This is a genomic window from Novosphingobium sp. BL-S-34, from assembly GCF_056857015.1.
The window spans coordinates 2,483,256-2,498,043 of the sequence record NZ_CM166472.1 but is presented as its reverse complement, the minus strand read 5'-3'; the positions used below and the strand labels follow the sequence as shown (position 1 = coordinate 2,498,043).

Here is a 14,788-nt window from a genome sequence, read left to right as displayed (position 1 = left end):
GAGCCAGATCACCATGTCACAAGACCTGTTCGGGATTCACGCCGCGGCGCTGGAGCTACGCTCGCAGCGCATGGGCCTGATCGCCTCGAACATCGCCAATGCCGCGACGCCCGGATACAAGGCCCGCGACATCGACTTCACCGCCGCCCTGCGCAACGCTGCCCGGAACGGCGGCGAGCATGGCACCGGCGTGGAAGAGGCCGCCAATGGCGCCATGCTCTACCGCGTGCCGGTGATGCCCTCGCTCGACGGCAATACAGTGGAGCTGCAGAACGAGCAGCTCGCCTTTTCCGAGAACGCGGTGGGCTATTCGGCCACGCTGCAATTCATCCGCGGCCGGGTCGATACCGTCACCCGCGCCCTGAAGGGCGAGTGACGATGCCCGGCGCCCGCGAACCGATGACCATGTTCACCCTCGCCCAGCGCGGGATGTCCGCGCAGCTCGTACGGATGAACGCGGCGGCCTCCAACCTGGCCAATGCAGGCTCCGTCTCGGGCAGCGAGGACGGGGCCTACAAGCCGATCCGCACCGTCTTCGCCGAAGACCTCGACCAGGCCAGCGGCCTGGCCTCGGTTTCGGTCCAGGGGGTGATGCGCGAGCAGGGCGCCGCCGTGCGCCGGCATGAACCCGATCATCCGCTGGCCGATGCCAACGGCGATGTCTGGACCGCTCCCGTCGATGAGAACGCGGAGATGGTCGAAATGCTCGAAGCCTCGCGCCAGTACCAGAACCTGGTCGAGGCCCTCTCCACCGCGAAGCAGCTGATGCTCGACACGATGAGGCTGAAATGACCGTTATCAACACCGCGGCCGCCACTTCGGCCAACAAGACCACCGGCGCCAGCGGCAAGACCTCGCTGGGCGATCTCGATCAGGGCGATTTCCTGAAGCTGATGATGGCCCAGATGAAGCAGCAGGACCCCTTCAGCCCGGTGGACCAGACGCAGATGCTTGCGCAGATGGCGCAGTTCTCGTCGCTCGCCGGGACGACCGAGATGGCGGACACGCTCAAGACCATCTCGTCCAAGCTCGACACGCTCGTGAGCGCGCAGACCGCCACGCAAGAGGCGATCGCGGCCCTGGGAACCGGCGGCACGGCCAGGACGGCCGCCGCAGGCACCACGGATACCGAAACCCCCACAGGCACCGGCCAGAACGCCGCCTGATCCCCTTTCCAGGAGAATACGATGTCCTTCTACACTTCGCTTACCGGGCTCAAGAACGCCCAGACCGACCTCAACGTCATCTCGAACAATATCGCCAATGCCGAGACCTCGGGCTTCAAGAAGAGCAACACCGCCTTCGCCGACATCGTCTCGTCGTCGATCCTGACCGACCCTTCGCTGACCACCGGGATCGGCGCGCGCGTCGCCTCGATCAAGCAGGACTTCGGCCTGGGCGCGATGGAGCAGACCGGCTCGGCGCTCGACGTGGCGATCAATGGCGAGGGGTTCTTCACCGTCACTTCGCCGGTTTCGGGCGCGGTCCAGTATACCCGCGCGGGGTCCTTCGCGGTGGATGGAGACGGCTTCATCCATAACGCGCAGGGTGCGCGGCTGCAGATCTTCCCGGTCGATGCCGGCGGCACGATCTCCGGCACCACGCCGCAGTCGGCCCAGATCCCGCCGACCAACGCGGCCGGTTCGGAATTCGCCGGCGTCACCATCGAAAGCACCGGCCAGGTCGTCGCGACTTATGCCGACGGCTCGAACGGCGTGGTCGGCGTGGTCGCCCTCGCCTCCTTCATGGCCCCGACCGGGCTCAAGCAGCTGGGCGACGCCTCGTGGTCGGCCACCGGCCGCTCGGGAGACGCCACGTACGGCCAGCCGGGCGCCGGTCTCTACGGCAGCCTGCTCTCGGGCTCGATCGAGCGGTCCAACGTCGATATTTCCGAGGAGCTGGTCAGCCTGATCACCGCCCAGCGCAATTTCCAGGCCAATGCCAAGGCCGTGGATACCGCCTCGCAGATCTCGCAGACCATCATCAACCTGCGGACCTGATCGCAGCCGCCATGGACCGTCTGATCTACACCGCCGTCTCGGGGATGAACGCCTCGCTCAACCGCGAGCGCGTCATCGCCAGCAACATGGCCAATTCCCAGACCATCGGCTTCCGCGCCGAGATCCTGCAGGCCACGCCGAACACGCTGGAAGGGCCGCAGCTCGAAGTGCGCGCGCTTTCGGGCACCGAAGTGAGCGGCGCCTCGATGAAGGCCGGGACGGTGACCCGCACCGGCCAGCCGCTCGATGTCGCCATGCAGGGCGATGCCATGCTGGCGGTCCAGGCAGACGATGGCGCGGAGGCCTATACCCGGCGCGGCGACTTGTCGGTGACGGTGACGGGCCTGCTTCAGAACGGAGAAGGCCGGCCGGTGCTGGGCGAGAACGGCCCGATCACGCTGCCGCCGGGCGCTGCCGTCACCATCGCGCAGGACGGCGGCATTCTCGTCACCGATCCCGCCGCGCCGGGCGAACCGCCGCAGCGGGTGGACCGGCTCAAGCTGGTCGATCCCACCGGATCGCGGATCGCCAAGGATCTCACCGGCCTGTTCCGCGTGACGGGAACCGGCGCGCAGCCCGGCGGCGTGCTGCCGGACGACGAGAATGCGCAAGTGATCCCCGGCGCGCTGGAGGGATCGAACGTCAGTCCGTCGGAAGTGCTGACCGAGATGATCTCGGCCCAGCGCCTTTTCGACATGCGAACCAAGCTCGTCGAGACCGCCCGCCAGCTCGACGAGGGCAGCGTGCGCCTGATGCGCATCGATAGCTGAGGAAACCCCGACAATGCCCACTTCCGCTTTGCAGGTCGCCCGTACCGGGCTGGAGGCGCAGGACACGCGCATGCGCGTGATCGCCAACAACCTGGCCAACGTCAGCACCACCGCCTTCAAGAAGGACCGCGCCAACTTCGCGACGCTCGCCTACCAGGACGCGCGCGTGGCCGGCGCCCAGTCCTCCAGCGAGACTACTTACGCCACCGGGCTCAACCTCGGCACCGGCGTGGCCGTGCAGTCCACCACCCGGATGGAGACGCAGGGCTCGCTCCAGGCCACCGGCAACAGCTTCGACCTTGCGCTGGACGGCGACGGCTACTTCCAGGTTTCCCTGCCCGGCGGCGAGCTGGCCTATACCCGCGCAGGCAACTTCACGCGCTCGCCGCAGGGCGAACTGGTGACGTCGCAGGGCTATCCCGTGCAGCCCTCGATCACGGTGCCCGAAGGCGCGACGACCATCACCGTCTCGGAGGACGGCACCGTTTCGGCGCAAGTGCCCGGCCAGTCAGACCCCAGCCAGCTCGGCCAGCTCACGATCGCCAGCTTCACCAACCCCACCGCGCTCCAGGCCACTTCGGACAACTTCCTCAAGGAAACCGCCGCCAGCGGTCCGGTCCAGCTCGGCATCGCGGGTGAGGAAGGCCGCGGGCATATCCGGCAAGGCATGCTCGAAGGCTCGAACGTCAATATCGTCGAGGAGCTGGTCGACATGATCGAGACCCAGCGCGCCTACGAGATCAATTCGAAGATGGTCTCCGCCGTCGACGAGATGCTGCGCAACGCGAACCAGACGCTCTGACGGCCATGATCCGCAAGATCCTCCTGGCCGGAACGGCGCTCATGGCTCTCGCCGCGCCGGCAGCGCTGGCGAAGAAGCCGCCGAAGCCCTCGGGCTTCGAGCCGACCCTGCCCGCGCCGCCCGCTGCTTTGCCAGGGCCGGCGACCGGCGGGATCTTCAGCGTTTCCGCCGGTTACGCACCGCTCTACGGCGGCACCCGCGCCGCGCGCGTGGGCGATCCCCTGACGATCCTGCTCGTCGAATCGACCAGCGCCGCCAAGACCGCCGGCTCCAAGAGCCAGAAGAGCGGCGGCGCATCGATCACCCCGCCCGCATCGGGGCCGCTGTCATTCCTCAACCCCAATGCCCTTAATGCCAGCTCGTCCTCGACGTTCAATGGTCAGGGCAGCGCGTCGCAGACCAGTTCCCTGAGCGCGACCCTGTCCGTGACCATTGCCGAACTGCGCCCCAACGGGACCGCGCTCGTAAGAGGAGAAAAGAAGATGCTCGTCAGCCAGGGAGACGAATGGGTCCGGTTCTCGGGCATCGTGCGCCTTGCCGACATCGACGAGGACAACCAGGTCGCCTCGACCCGGGTCGCCGACGCCAGGATCGAATATACCGGCAAGGGCGCGATCATGCGCAGCGGCCGCCAGGGCTGGCTTGGCCAATTCTTCAACATGATCTCGCCGTTCTGATGCCTCGTCCGCCCGCCTCCCGTTCGGCCCCGGCCTCACCTGCCGCGCGATGGCTGCCCACGCTGCTCGCCGCAGCGCTGGGGGCACTGATCCTGTTCCTGGCGCCGATCCATGCCCATGCCGAGCGCGTGCGCGATCTGGGCCAGTTCCAGGGCGTGCGCAGCAACCAGCTGACCGGCTACGGCGTCGTCGTGGGTCTGCCGGGCACGGGCGACGACAATCTGGAATATACGACCCAGGCGATGAAGGGCGTTTCCGGCCGCATGGGCCTGACCCTGCCCCCGGGCATCTCGCCGGGGCTCAAGAACGCCGCCGCCGTCATGGTCACTGCAGACCTGCCCGCCTTCTCCAAGCCGGGCCAGCGCATCGACGTGACCGTCTCGACCATCGGCAAGGCCAAGAGCCTGCGCGGCGGGGCGCTGATCCTCACCCCGCTCTACGGGGCGGACGGGCAGATCTATGCGATGGCGCAGGGCAACCTGGCGGTCGGCGGGCTGGGCGTCTCGGCACGCGACGGCTCCAACGTCACCATCAACATCCCGACGGTGGGCCGCATCGCCGAGGGGGCCAGCGTCGAACGCGCGGTCGCCACCGGTTTCGACAGCGGCGACACGCTGCGCTGGAACCTCTTCACTTCCGACTTCCTGACCGCCGCCCGCGTGCGCGACGCCATCAACGGGCGCCTTCCGGGCACGGCGACCGTGGAAGACGGCGTCACCGTCGCGCTGCGCCTGCCGGCCGATCCGGATACCCGCGCCTCGATGATGGCCGCGATCGAGATGATCGACGTGGACCCGGCCGAAACCCCGGCGCGCGTCATCGTCAACAGCCGCACCGGCACCGTGGTCATCAACTCCGCGGTACGCCTCTCGCCCGCGGCGATCAGCCACGGCAAGCTGACCGTGCGCATCCAGGAAAACCCCAGCGTGGTCCAGCCCGCGCCTTTCAGCCGGGGCCGGACCGAAGTGGAGCAGCACTCCTCGATCAGCACGGACGAGGAAAAGCGCTCGGTCGCGCTGTTCAAGGGCGGCGCCTCGCTCTCACGGGTGGTCGATGCCCTCAACATGCTCGGCGTCACGCCATCGGACCTCGTGGCGATCCTGGAGGCCCTGAAGCAGGCCGGCGCCCTCAAAGCGGAAATGGTAGTGATATGAGCACGATCCTCAGCAACCTGCCCGGCATGGCCATCAAGCCCGGCGCCACCGACCGCGAGAAGCTGGCCGTCACCGCCAGGCAGTTCGAGGCCGTCTTCGTGCGGCAGATGCTGGCCGAGGCCCGCAAGACCCACTTCGGCGGCGAACAGTTGCTGGGCGGGCAGGCGCTCGACACCTTCAACCAGATGCAGGACGAGCACTTCGCCGACATCACCGCGCAAAGCGGCGTGCTGGGCCTGGCCAGGATCATCGAGCAGCAGATGGCGCAGTTCGTGCCGCCCGAAACCACCGGGGCGGCCACGGGCGAGAGTTCCGAAACGACCGGCAAGACCGCCAGTCAAGCGGCCAGTCAGACGACCAGTCAATCGGCCAGTCATAGCCCCCGGGGCGACGGGACCGGAAAGGACACGAAGTAAGCCATGGCCGCCGATCTCATCACCATTGCCCGCTCCGGCACGCGCGCCGCCCGCGCCGCGCTGGACGTAACGGCGCAGAACATCGCCAATGCTTCGTCCGAAGGCTATGTCCGGCGCAGCGTCTCGCTGTCGGAACTGGCGGTCAATTCGGTCGCCTCCTCGCCCGGCGCGATCAACCTTGCGGGCGTGCGCGTCAGCGGGATCGTGCGCAATGCGGACATGTTCCGCCAGTCGGAAGTGCGCCGCACCGGTTCCGACGCGGCGCGGGCCGGCGCCGAAGTGCAGGGACTGGAAAACATCGAAAGCGCCGTGGAGCAGACCGGCGTCTACGATGCCATCGTCGGCTTCGAAGCCTCCCTCAAGCAGCTCCTTTCGGATCCCACTGACGGGTCGCTGCGCGCCGCGGCGCTGGAGCAGGGCCGTACGCTGGCGCAGACCTTCAACACCGCCGCCTCCAGCCTGGACGCGGTGGGCGAAGGGCTTCGCTTCGAGGCGCAGGACGGCGTCGATTCGGTCAACACCACGGCCCGGGAACTCGCCCGCGTCAACTTGCGGCTCGCCCGCGCCTCCGACGCGTCGAGCGACCGGACCAGCCTGCTCGACCAGCGCGATTCGCTGCTGGAAACGCTGAGCGGACAAGTCGACATCGCCACCAGCTTCGCCTCGGACGGCACTGTGCAAGTGCGGATCGGAGGATCCGGCGGCCCCAGCCTGGTGAGCGGCGGCAACGCCGCGGCCATGACGATGGCCACCGCGGGCGACGGCACGATGTCCTTCATGCTCGGCAGCGCCGCCGCGACGCTGTCCTCGGGCGCGCTGGCGGGCAAGGGACAGGCGCTCACCGAACTTTCGGGCGTGCGCCAGCAGCTTGACGCCATCGCCTCGGGGGTAATCGCGACGATGAACGCGGCGCAGGCCGGCGGGGCCGATCTCGCCGGCGCGAACGGGCAGCCGATCTTCGCGGGCAGCGGCGCCGCCGACATGAAAGTCGCCCTCGCCAGCGGCAGCCAGATCGCCACCGCTCCCGCCGGATCGGGTGCCAACAGCCGCGACGCCGCCAATCTCGTCGCCATGCGCGGCGCGCTGGACAGTGCCGATCCGGCCGGGGCGATGGACACCCTGCTGTTCGGCATCTCCAGCGCCGTGGCCGGACGCACCGTCACCCGCGACGCGCTCGAATCCATCGCCGGCACCGCCAAAGTCGCGCTCCAGGCCCAGGCCGGCGTCGACCTCGACGAGGAAGCGATCAACCTCACCCGTTTCCAGCAGGCCTACCAGGCTTCGGGCCGGGTCATGCAGGTCGCCGCCGATATCTTCGATTCCATCCTCGCCATCAGGTAATCACGCAATGTCGATCGTATCCACCAGCACCAGCGCCTTCTTCGAACGCGCCCGCCGCGACATGAAGGACTTGCGCACGCAGGCCGAGACCTACCAGTCGCAGATGTCGAGCGGCAGCAAGCTGGAGCGCTCCTCGGACAATCCCGTAGCCGCCTCCCGCCTGCGCGCCCTGGCGCGGCAGGAGAAGCTCTCGGGCATCGACCAGACCAATGCCAACCGCGCCAACGCCGATCTCTCGCTGGCCGATTCGGCGATGACCGACATGGCGGACGCCCTGATACGCGCGCAGGAACTGGCCACCGAGGCATCGAACGCCACGCTTACCGATACCCAGCGTGCCTCGATCGGGCAGGAGCTGGACCAGATCTTCGGCAACCTCGTTTCCCTGGCGAATGCACGGGATTCGAACGGCCATGCCCTGTTCGGCGGCGAAAGCGCGGGAGACGCCTATTCGCTCGATGCCACGGGCAAGGCCGTCTACGTCGGCACGCCCGGCTCGGCCGAACTGCCGCTGGGCAACGGGCAGAGCGTCACCCGCTCGATGACCGGCCCCGCCTTCCTGTCGTTCAATGCGGCCGACGGCAGCGCCACCGACCTGATGGCGGTGGTCAAAACGCTCGCGGAAGCACTGCAGGGCGCCTCCACCGACCCGGCCGGTGCGGCGGGCAGTGCCCTGGCAGACCTCAAGACCGGGCTGGACACCCTTTCCACCGGCCAGACCGTGATCGGCACCCGGCTGGCATGGATCGAGGTGACCGACGACCGCCGCGTCAACCTGTCGGAACTGCGCGCCTCGGAAGAGACCGATCTGGGCGGCACGGACCTGGCGACCACCCTCGCCCAGCTGCAGGAAACGATGACCGTGCTGGAGGCCAGCCAGGCCAGCTTCACCCGGCTCGCGTCGCTGAACCTCTTCGACCAGCTCGGCTGAGAACGCCTGGCACGCAAGGTTCCCGGGCCGCGTCACCCGCGCGCCGCGGGGACCGCCTGACATACGGGGGACTATCCAGATGTTCGTGATCATCGGCGTCGTCATTCTGCTGGTGATGGTCTTCGGCGGCTTCGCGATCACCGGCGGCGCGCTCGGTCCGGTGATGGAGGCCATTCCGCACGAGATGCTCATCATCGGCGGCGCGGCGGTCGGGGCGATCGTCACCGGCAATTCGATGCACGAGATCAAGGGCCTCGGCGGCGGGCTGAAGAAAGTGTTCAAGGGCCCGCGCCATAACCGGCAGGACCATATCGACGCGATCATCCTCACCACCCGGCTGATGAAGATCCTGCGTTCCGAAGGCCCCGTGGCGCTGGAAAGCCATGTCAACGACCCCAAGGCCTCCTCCCTCTTCGCCGAATTTCCGCGCCTTCTGGCAAACGATCCGCTCGTCCACCTGATCTGCGACACGCTGACACTGATCGTCGTTTCGTCCGGCACGCTGGAAGTGCACGCGGTGGAGGACGTGATGGACAATGCCATGAAGACTCATTTCCACGAGATTCACGAGCCGCAACATGCGCTTCAGGGCCTTGCCGATGCACTGCCGGCGCTGGGTATCGTCGCGGCCGTGCTCGGCGTGGTGAAGACCATGGGCTCGATCGACAAGCCGCCCTCGATCCTGGGCGCGATGATCGGTTCCGCGCTGGTCGGGACGTTCATGGGCGTGCTCCTGGCCTATGGCATCGTCGCGCCGCTGGCCGGGCGGCTGAAGCAGGTGCTGGAGCAGGACGAGCAGATCTTCCAGGCGGTGAAGCAGGTGATTATCGCCTCGCTTCACGGCTGGCCGCAGCCGCTGGTGGTGGAATCGGCCCGCTCCGGCCTGGGCCATGCCTTCCGCCCCGGGCTTGCCGAACTGCTCGATGCGATGAGGGGGCGCTGACATGGCCAAGAAGCCGGAGCCGCCCCGCCCGATCATCGTCAAGAAGATCACAATGGTCGCCGCCGGCCACCACGGCGGCGCCTGGAAGGTAGCCTATGCCGATTTCGTGACGGCGATGATGGCGTTCTTCCTGCTGCTCTGGATCCTGGGCGCCACCACCGAGAAGCAGCGGCGCGGCATTGCCGACTATTTCACGCCCACGCTCGTCAAGACCAAGCAGGGCAGCGCCGGTTCGGGCCGCGGGGTGCTGGGCGGCGGGTCGCTCACCGAAGTCGACAACTATCCCTTCAAGTCGGGGCAGACCGGCACCAAGACCCTCACCATCCCGCGCGATGCTACCGGCGGCCCCAAGGAGGGCGGCTCCAAGGTCAAGCGCACCGCGCGGGCGAAGGAGGCCCTGCAGAAAAAGCTCGCCTCCTCCGAGCGCCTGCGCCGCCTCGCCCGGCAGGTCCGCATGGTGGACACCACCCAGGGCGTGCGGATCGACATGGTGGACGATGCCGATTTCTCGATGTTCCGGCTGGGCACCACGATCCTGACGCCCCAGGCCGGCGAGCTGCTGTCGGCCATTGCCGAGGCCATCGGGCCGGATCGGGGCGCGCTGACGATCCGGGGCCATACTGACGCCTTGCCCTACAGGCAGGGCATTCCGGGCAACAACTGGTCGCTCTCGGCCGGCCGCGCCGAGACCACCCGCCAGCAACTGATCCGCGACGGCGTGGAAAGCGCGCGGTTCAAACGGATCGAGGGCGTGGCCGATACCGAACTGCTGATCCCCGCCGACCCGCACGATCCCAGAAACCGGCGCATTTCCATCACGCTGGCGGATTGACGGGTTCGGAACCGGATGGAGGTCGAAGCCTGCCGAAGCGTAGCGCAGAAGCGAGGGCCGAAGCGCAGAGCGCCCTAGCGCATCTGCGCGTCGGGTAGCGGCGCGGTGCGCGCCTCCAGCCGGCCGGCGCCGCGATAGACCAGCGCGCAGCTCGAACTTCCGGCGCAGAGGCCGTGCACCGGCGCAAGGGCACGGGTGCCGTAGCGATAGGTCAGCCCGCCTTGAGTGATCTCCAGCCCGGAAATGTCGCGCATGCGGTGCTCGCGGGCGAGCAGCACGGCATTTCCCCGAAGCACCGGCGCCCAGCCCGACCACTGGTCGTAAAGGCGGTGATGATAGCGGAACGTCAGGTTGCCGGAGGCGCGATTGTCCAGCGAGGTCGGCCAGCCGTCACATCCCGCGAGCGACGCGCAGGCCGCCAGCAGCAGCGCAAGTCGTATCGTTTTCATGGGCCGCTGTTGCCCGATCTGCCGCCCGGTCGCACGAGATTTCGGCACTGTGCGCGTTTTATCGACAGAAACGTTCAGTCCACCGCCACTGATCGGTCAATCCGATCAAGCCAATCGGATCAACGCCCTACACATCGTCACACGAGGGCCCTATCTCCCTCCTCGAACTTCAACACCCAATCGAGGGAGATCATATCCATGGGTATCGTCGGCAGCCAGATCAAGCCGTTCAAGAACACCGCTTTCCAGGCAGGCAAGGACTTCTTCGACGTCACCGAAGCAGACATCGCCGGCAAGTGGGCCGTGTTCTTCTTCTACCCCGCTGACTTCACCTTCGTCTGCCCCACCGAGCTGGAAGACCTCGGCGAGCAGTACGAAACCCTTCAGGGCCTTGGCGTCGAAGTCTTCGGCGTTTCGACCGACACGCACTTCAGCCACAAGGCCTGGCACGACACCTCGGACAAGATCGGTAAGATCAAGTACGCGTTCCTCGGTGACCAGAACCACGCCCTGACCAACAACTTCGGCGTGCTGCGCGAAGGCGTTGGCCTGGCCGACCGCGCCACCTTCGTGGTCGATCCGGACGGCGTGATCCAGCTGGTCGAAATCACCCCCGAGGGCGTGGGCCGCAACGCGGTCGAACTCGTCCGCAAGATCAAGGCCGCCAAGTACTGGCGCGAGCACCCCGGCCAGGTCTGCCCGGCCAAGTGGGAAGAAGGCGCTGAAACGCTTGCTCCCTCGCTCGACCTCGTCGGCAAGCTCTAAGACTATCCGCGACACCCTTAGGGTCGCGTGAAGGTGCGCGGCCCGGGGCTTCCCTCTCCCGGTGCCGCGCCCTCACGGCGCGGCCACGCGGAACCGAAGCCCCGGCCGCCCCTTTTTCCCAACGCATTTCCAAAGGACGCAAAGACCATGCTCGACGCCAACCTGAAGCAACAGCTCTCGCAATATCTCGGCATGCTGCGCGAGCCGATCGAGCTCGTCGCCTCCCTTGGCGATGACGCAAAGTCCACCGATACCCGCGAGCTGCTGACCGTGATCGCCTCGCTCTCGGACAAGGTCACCGCCACGTTCGACGGCGACGACAAGCGCCGCCCCAGTTTCATCATCCGCCGCGCGAACGACGCAGGCGCCTGGGTGCGCTTCGCCGGTCTGCCGCTCGGCCATGAATTCACCTCGCTGGTCCTCGCCCTGCTCTGGGCCGGCGGCCATCCGCCCAAGGTTTCCGACGAGGCACTCGAAATCGCCCGCGCCATCGAGGGCGAGCACGAGTTCGAGATGTATTTCTCGCTCTCCTGCCACAACTGCCCCGACGTGGTGCAGGCACTGACCCTGCTCGCGCTCAACAACCCGCATGTGAACGCCACCCTGATCGAGGGCGGCACGTTCCAGGCGGAAGTCGACGAGCGCGGCGTCATGGCGGTCCCCGCCGTCTTCCTGAACGGCAAGATGTGGGGTTCGGGCAAGATGAGCATCGAGGAAATCCTCGCCAAGCTCGACACCGGCGCCGATGCCAAGGCCGCCGCCATGCTGGCGGGCAAGAAGCCTTTCGAAGTGCTCGTGGTCGGCGGCGGCCCCGCCGGGGCCTCGGCCGCGATCTACACCGCGCGCAAGGGTTTCTCGACCGGCGTGGTCGCCGAACGCTTCGGCGGCCAGGTGCAGGACACCATGGGTATCGAGAACTTCATCTCGGTTCCCTATACCGAAGGTCCCAAGCTGGCCGCCGCGCTGGAATCGCACGTTGCTGAATACGATATCGACGTAATGAACCTGCAGCGCGCCGAAAAGCTGATCCCGGCCAGGGAACTCGGCGGCTATCACGAAGTGGTCTTCGCCAACGGCGCCTCGCTCAAGGCCCGTTCGCTGGTGCTGACCACCGGTGCCCGCTGGCGCAACCTGGGCGTTCCGGGCGAAGCCGAGTACAAGAACAAGGGCGTGGCCTATTGCCCGCACTGCGACGGCCCGCTGTTCAAGGGCAAGCGCGTGGCGGTGATCGGCGGCGGCAACTCCGGCGTGGAAGCCGCGATCGACCTGGCCAACATCGTCGGCCATGTCACCCTGATCGAATTCGACTCGCAACTGCGCGCCGACCAGGTCCTGGTCGACAAGCTGAAGTCGATGAAGAACGTGGTGATCCTCACCAGCGCCCAGACCACCGAGGTCGAAGGCGACGGCGATAAGGTCAATGCCCTGGTCTACAAGGATCGCGAAACCGGCCAGGAGCACAAGGTCGAGCTGGAAGGCGTGTTCGTCCAGATCGGACTGGTGCCCAATACCGAATGGCTCAAGGACTCCGGCGTGGAGCTTACGGGTCGCGGCGAGATCGTGATCGACGACAAGGCGGCCACCAACCTGCCCGGCATCTTCGCGGCGGGCGACGTGACCACGGTGCCTTACAAGCAGATCATCATTGCCATGGGCGAAGGCTCGAAGGCAGCCCTCTCGGCCTTCGACTACCTGATCCGCAACGAAGCGCCGGAAGAGATCGCGCAAGCGGCGCAGGCCGCCTGACCGAAACACCGCGAAGAACAAAAAAACGGGCGGGGGTCGCGAGACTCCCGCCCGTTTTGTCATGCGCTTATGCCAGGGCGATGAGCTGCGACATAGGCAAGCCGTCCGCTTTCCCGGCGAAAGCCCGCTCAGTGCCGGAAGAACAGCGAGACCGAAGCGACGTGGTTGACCCGCGTCCGTCCGCGAGTCTGGTCGATCACCTGGTTGAGATAGCCCAGCTCCACGGTCGTCGCGTCCTTCACGCCGAGTTCCACGCCGACGAAGGAGCGCAACTGGTCGAACCCGCCGCGCGCGCCCCAGTCGGTGTCGTTTAGCGCCAGGAACCCTTCGGCATAGACCAGCGCGTTCACGGTGTTGGTGCCCGGCTTCAGCGGCTTTTCGTAACGCAGCATCTCGCGCAGGCGCCAGCCCGTGTCGCCGCCGTCCGAACGCCAGCGCTGTTCGAAACGGGTGCGCGACGAGAGTTCGCCGCCCCAGGGCTTACCCATGAGCCAGCCCAACTGCTGGAAGCTGCGCTCCTCGTTCACGTCGCGGCCGCCATCCACCGGCACGACGATATGGGCATAACCCTGGTAGAGCGTGACCGCCGGGGACAGTTTCAGCCCTATCGCGCCGCGCAGGAGAAGCTGGTCCAGCCGTGAAGCGCCGTCGCCCATGCGCGGCTGAACTTCGGCAAAATAGACCACGTCGCCGGCAATCGGCCCCATTGCCGTAAGGTTGACCCAGACCTGTTCGTCCTCGCGCGTTTCAGCCGCGGCAGGGGCGGCAAGCGCCGGGAACACAGCGACGGCAAGGGAGCAGGCAAGAAAGCGGCGCATGATCGGTCCGGGTTTCGGGAACGGGAACCAGGGTCTTTATGAACCGCCTGTTTCCGCGCCGTTTCCCCGCCATGTTCGCTGATGGCTCACCCACGCAAACGGGCCCGGCGCGTGGGGGTTGCGCCGGGCCCTGCAGCGAGCCCGCTGAGGGCCGCCGGCTTGTCCTGCGTGCTTAGCGCAGCAGCGACAGCACGTTCTGCTGGCTCTGGTTGGCCTGCGCGATCATTGCGGTCGAGGCCTGGCTGAGGATCTGCGCCTTGGCCATCTGCGTGGTTTCCGTCGAATAGTCGGCATCCTCGATGCGCGACTTCGCGTCGGACAGGTTGGTGACGTTGTTGGTCAGGTTGTTGACCGCCGATTCGAGGCGGTTCTGCCCGGCGCCGAGCGAGGCGCGCGTCTTGTTCACGTCCGCAAGGGCAAGGTCGACGTTATCGATCGTGTCCGAAGCGGCCGAGTCGCTCGATACGTCCAGCGCCGAGGCATTGATATTGGTGCCGTTGATCGCGGAAGAGGTCAGCGTGATCGTCTCGCCCGAATTGGCGCCGGTCTGGATGTCGAACGTGACATCGGTGCCCGACGTGGTCGAGAACAGCGTGTTGCCGTTGAAAGTGGTGTCGGAAAGGATGTCGCCGATCTGGCTGGTCAGCGCCGTCACTTCCGACTGCATGGCATCGCGGTCGCTGTCCTGGTACGTGCCCGAGGACGACTGGATCGCCAGTTCGCGCACGCGCTGAAGCATGTTCGACACTTCCGACAGCGCGCCTTCGGCGGTCTGCGCCAGCGAGATGCCGTCGTTGGCGTTGCGGATGCCCTGGCTCATGCCGCGGACTTGCGCGGTCATCGAAGTGGAGATGGCGAGGCCCGCGGCATCGTCCTTGGCCGAATTGATGCGCTTGCCGGTCGACAGGCGCTCCATGGCGGTGCCGAGCATCTTGTTGGCGGAGGTCGAGGCATTCGAAGCGCGAATCGCGCTGATGTTGGTGTTGATGACAGACATGGTTGTGGCTCCCGTTGAGTGTCCCGATGAGGAAACAGCCTCTGCCGGCCCATCCGGCGCGGCTGTCGAGACAAAGACCGGCAGGTCGGGGGCGAATTTAAGCCCGCATCCGGCACGGCTCGTCCCTGCAAACCCACGGAGCTGCGC

At 66.9% G+C, this 14,788-nt stretch carries 18 protein-coding genes; 15 read left to right on the top strand and 3 right to left on the bottom strand.

What is annotated here, in order from left to right; translation table 11 throughout:
• The first annotated feature begins 13 nt into the window (after window positions 1-13).
• The 13 genes from flgB to AC1VV3_RS11910 all read left to right on the top strand — a co-directional run bounded on the left by flgB (window position 14) and on the right by AC1VV3_RS11910 (window position 9,866).
• Window positions 14-376 carry a flagellar basal body rod protein FlgB gene (flgB, locus tag AC1VV3_RS11970; protein ID WP_132268299.1) on the top strand — a complete coding sequence of 121 codons (363 nt, stop codon included), beginning with the start codon at window positions 14-16 and terminating at the stop codon, window positions 374-376.
• Between the two features lie 23 nt (window positions 377-399).
• On the top strand, window positions 400-792 hold the full coding sequence (gene flgC, locus AC1VV3_RS11965) for a flagellar basal body rod protein FlgC (protein ID WP_243840965.1): 393 nt from the start codon (window positions 400-402) through the stop codon (window positions 790-792).
• The gene (locus tag AC1VV3_RS11960) at window positions 789-1,166 is read left to right on the top strand and encodes a flagellar hook assembly protein FlgD (RefSeq protein WP_134093925.1); all 378 of its coding nucleotides are present in this window, start codon (window positions 789-791) and stop codon (window positions 1,164-1,166) included. Before flgC ends, AC1VV3_RS11960 begins: the two co-directional genes overlap by 4 nt.
• 21 nt (window positions 1,167-1,187) lie before the next feature.
• A complete protein-coding gene (locus tag AC1VV3_RS11955) occupies window positions 1,188-2,000 on the top strand; it encodes a flagellar hook-basal body complex protein (protein WP_134093924.1) in 813 nt (270 codons plus the stop codon).
• A gap of 11 nt (window positions 2,001-2,011) precedes the next feature.
• Window positions 2,012-2,770: a flagellar basal body rod protein FlgF gene (locus AC1VV3_RS11950; protein WP_132268292.1), complete on the top strand. Its 759-nt coding sequence runs from the start codon at window positions 2,012-2,014 to the stop codon at window positions 2,768-2,770.
• Window positions 2,771-2,783: 13 nt separating this feature from the next.
• Window positions 2,784-3,572, top strand: a complete 789-nt coding sequence (gene flgG, locus AC1VV3_RS11945) for a flagellar basal-body rod protein FlgG (protein WP_132268291.1) — start codon at window positions 2,784-2,786, stop codon at window positions 3,570-3,572.
• A gap of 5 nt (window positions 3,573-3,577) precedes the next feature.
• Window positions 3,578-4,249, top strand: coding sequence for a flagellar basal body L-ring protein FlgH (locus tag AC1VV3_RS11940; protein ID WP_482961854.1), 672 nt, complete (start codon window positions 3,578-3,580; stop codon window positions 4,247-4,249).
• Window positions 4,249-5,403, top strand: a complete 1,155-nt coding sequence (locus AC1VV3_RS11935; RefSeq protein WP_134093921.1) for a flagellar basal body P-ring protein FlgI — start codon at window positions 4,249-4,251, stop codon at window positions 5,401-5,403. Before AC1VV3_RS11940 ends, AC1VV3_RS11935 begins: the two co-directional genes overlap by 1 nt.
• Entirely contained in the window at window positions 5,400-5,819 is a 420-nt protein-coding gene (locus AC1VV3_RS11930; RefSeq protein WP_482961853.1) for a rod-binding protein, read from the top strand. The genes AC1VV3_RS11935 and AC1VV3_RS11930 overlap by 4 nt, the downstream gene beginning before the upstream one ends.
• A gap of 3 nt (window positions 5,820-5,822) precedes the next feature.
• Window positions 5,823-7,160, top strand: a complete 1,338-nt coding sequence (gene flgK / locus AC1VV3_RS11925; RefSeq protein ID WP_132268283.1) for a flagellar hook-associated protein FlgK — start codon at window positions 5,823-5,825, stop codon at window positions 7,158-7,160.
• 7 nt (window positions 7,161-7,167) lie between these two features.
• A complete protein-coding gene (locus AC1VV3_RS11920; RefSeq protein ID WP_132268281.1) occupies window positions 7,168-8,091 on the top strand; it encodes a flagellin N-terminal helical domain-containing protein in 924 nt (307 codons plus the stop codon).
• A 79-nt stretch (window positions 8,092-8,170) separates the two neighbouring features.
• Window positions 8,171-9,034, top strand: a complete 864-nt coding sequence (motA, locus tag AC1VV3_RS11915) for a flagellar motor stator protein MotA (protein WP_134093918.1) — start codon at window positions 8,171-8,173, stop codon at window positions 9,032-9,034.
• 1 nt (window position 9,035) lies between these two features.
• The gene (locus AC1VV3_RS11910) at window positions 9,036-9,866 is read left to right on the top strand and encodes a flagellar motor protein MotB (protein ID WP_482961852.1); all 831 of its coding nucleotides are present in this window, start codon (window positions 9,036-9,038) and stop codon (window positions 9,864-9,866) included.
• A gap of 74 nt (window positions 9,867-9,940) precedes the next feature.
• On the opposite strand, the gene AC1VV3_RS11905 is transcribed toward AC1VV3_RS11910, so the two are convergent.
• On the bottom strand, window positions 9,941-10,315 hold the full coding sequence (locus tag AC1VV3_RS11905) for a hypothetical protein (protein ID WP_132268277.1): 375 nt from the start codon (window positions 10,313-10,315) through the stop codon (window positions 9,941-9,943).
• 198 nt (window positions 10,316-10,513) lie between these two features.
• Between AC1VV3_RS11905 and ahpC the strand changes: the two genes are divergently transcribed.
• Window positions 10,514-11,080 carry an alkyl hydroperoxide reductase subunit C gene (gene ahpC, locus AC1VV3_RS11900; RefSeq protein WP_132268275.1) on the top strand — a complete coding sequence of 189 codons (567 nt, stop codon included), beginning with the start codon at window positions 10,514-10,516 and terminating at the stop codon, window positions 11,078-11,080.
• 147 nt (window positions 11,081-11,227) lie between these two features.
• Window positions 11,228-12,826: an alkyl hydroperoxide reductase subunit F gene (gene ahpF, locus AC1VV3_RS11895; protein WP_482961851.1), complete on the top strand. Its 1,599-nt coding sequence runs from the start codon at window positions 11,228-11,230 to the stop codon at window positions 12,824-12,826.
• A 128-nt stretch (window positions 12,827-12,954) separates the two neighbouring features.
• Here the strand turns inward: ahpF and AC1VV3_RS11890 are convergent, their stop codons facing one another.
• Window positions 12,955-13,644: a DUF2490 domain-containing protein gene (locus tag AC1VV3_RS11890; RefSeq protein ID WP_314464183.1), complete on the bottom strand. Its 690-nt coding sequence runs from the start codon at window positions 13,642-13,644 to the stop codon at window positions 12,955-12,957.
• A gap of 172 nt (window positions 13,645-13,816) precedes the next feature.
• Complete coding sequence (locus tag AC1VV3_RS11885; RefSeq protein WP_132268270.1) at window positions 13,817-14,641, bottom strand: flagellin N-terminal helical domain-containing protein; 825 nt, start codon at window positions 14,639-14,641, stop codon at window positions 13,817-13,819.
• Window positions 14,642-14,788: the final 147 nt, after the last annotated feature.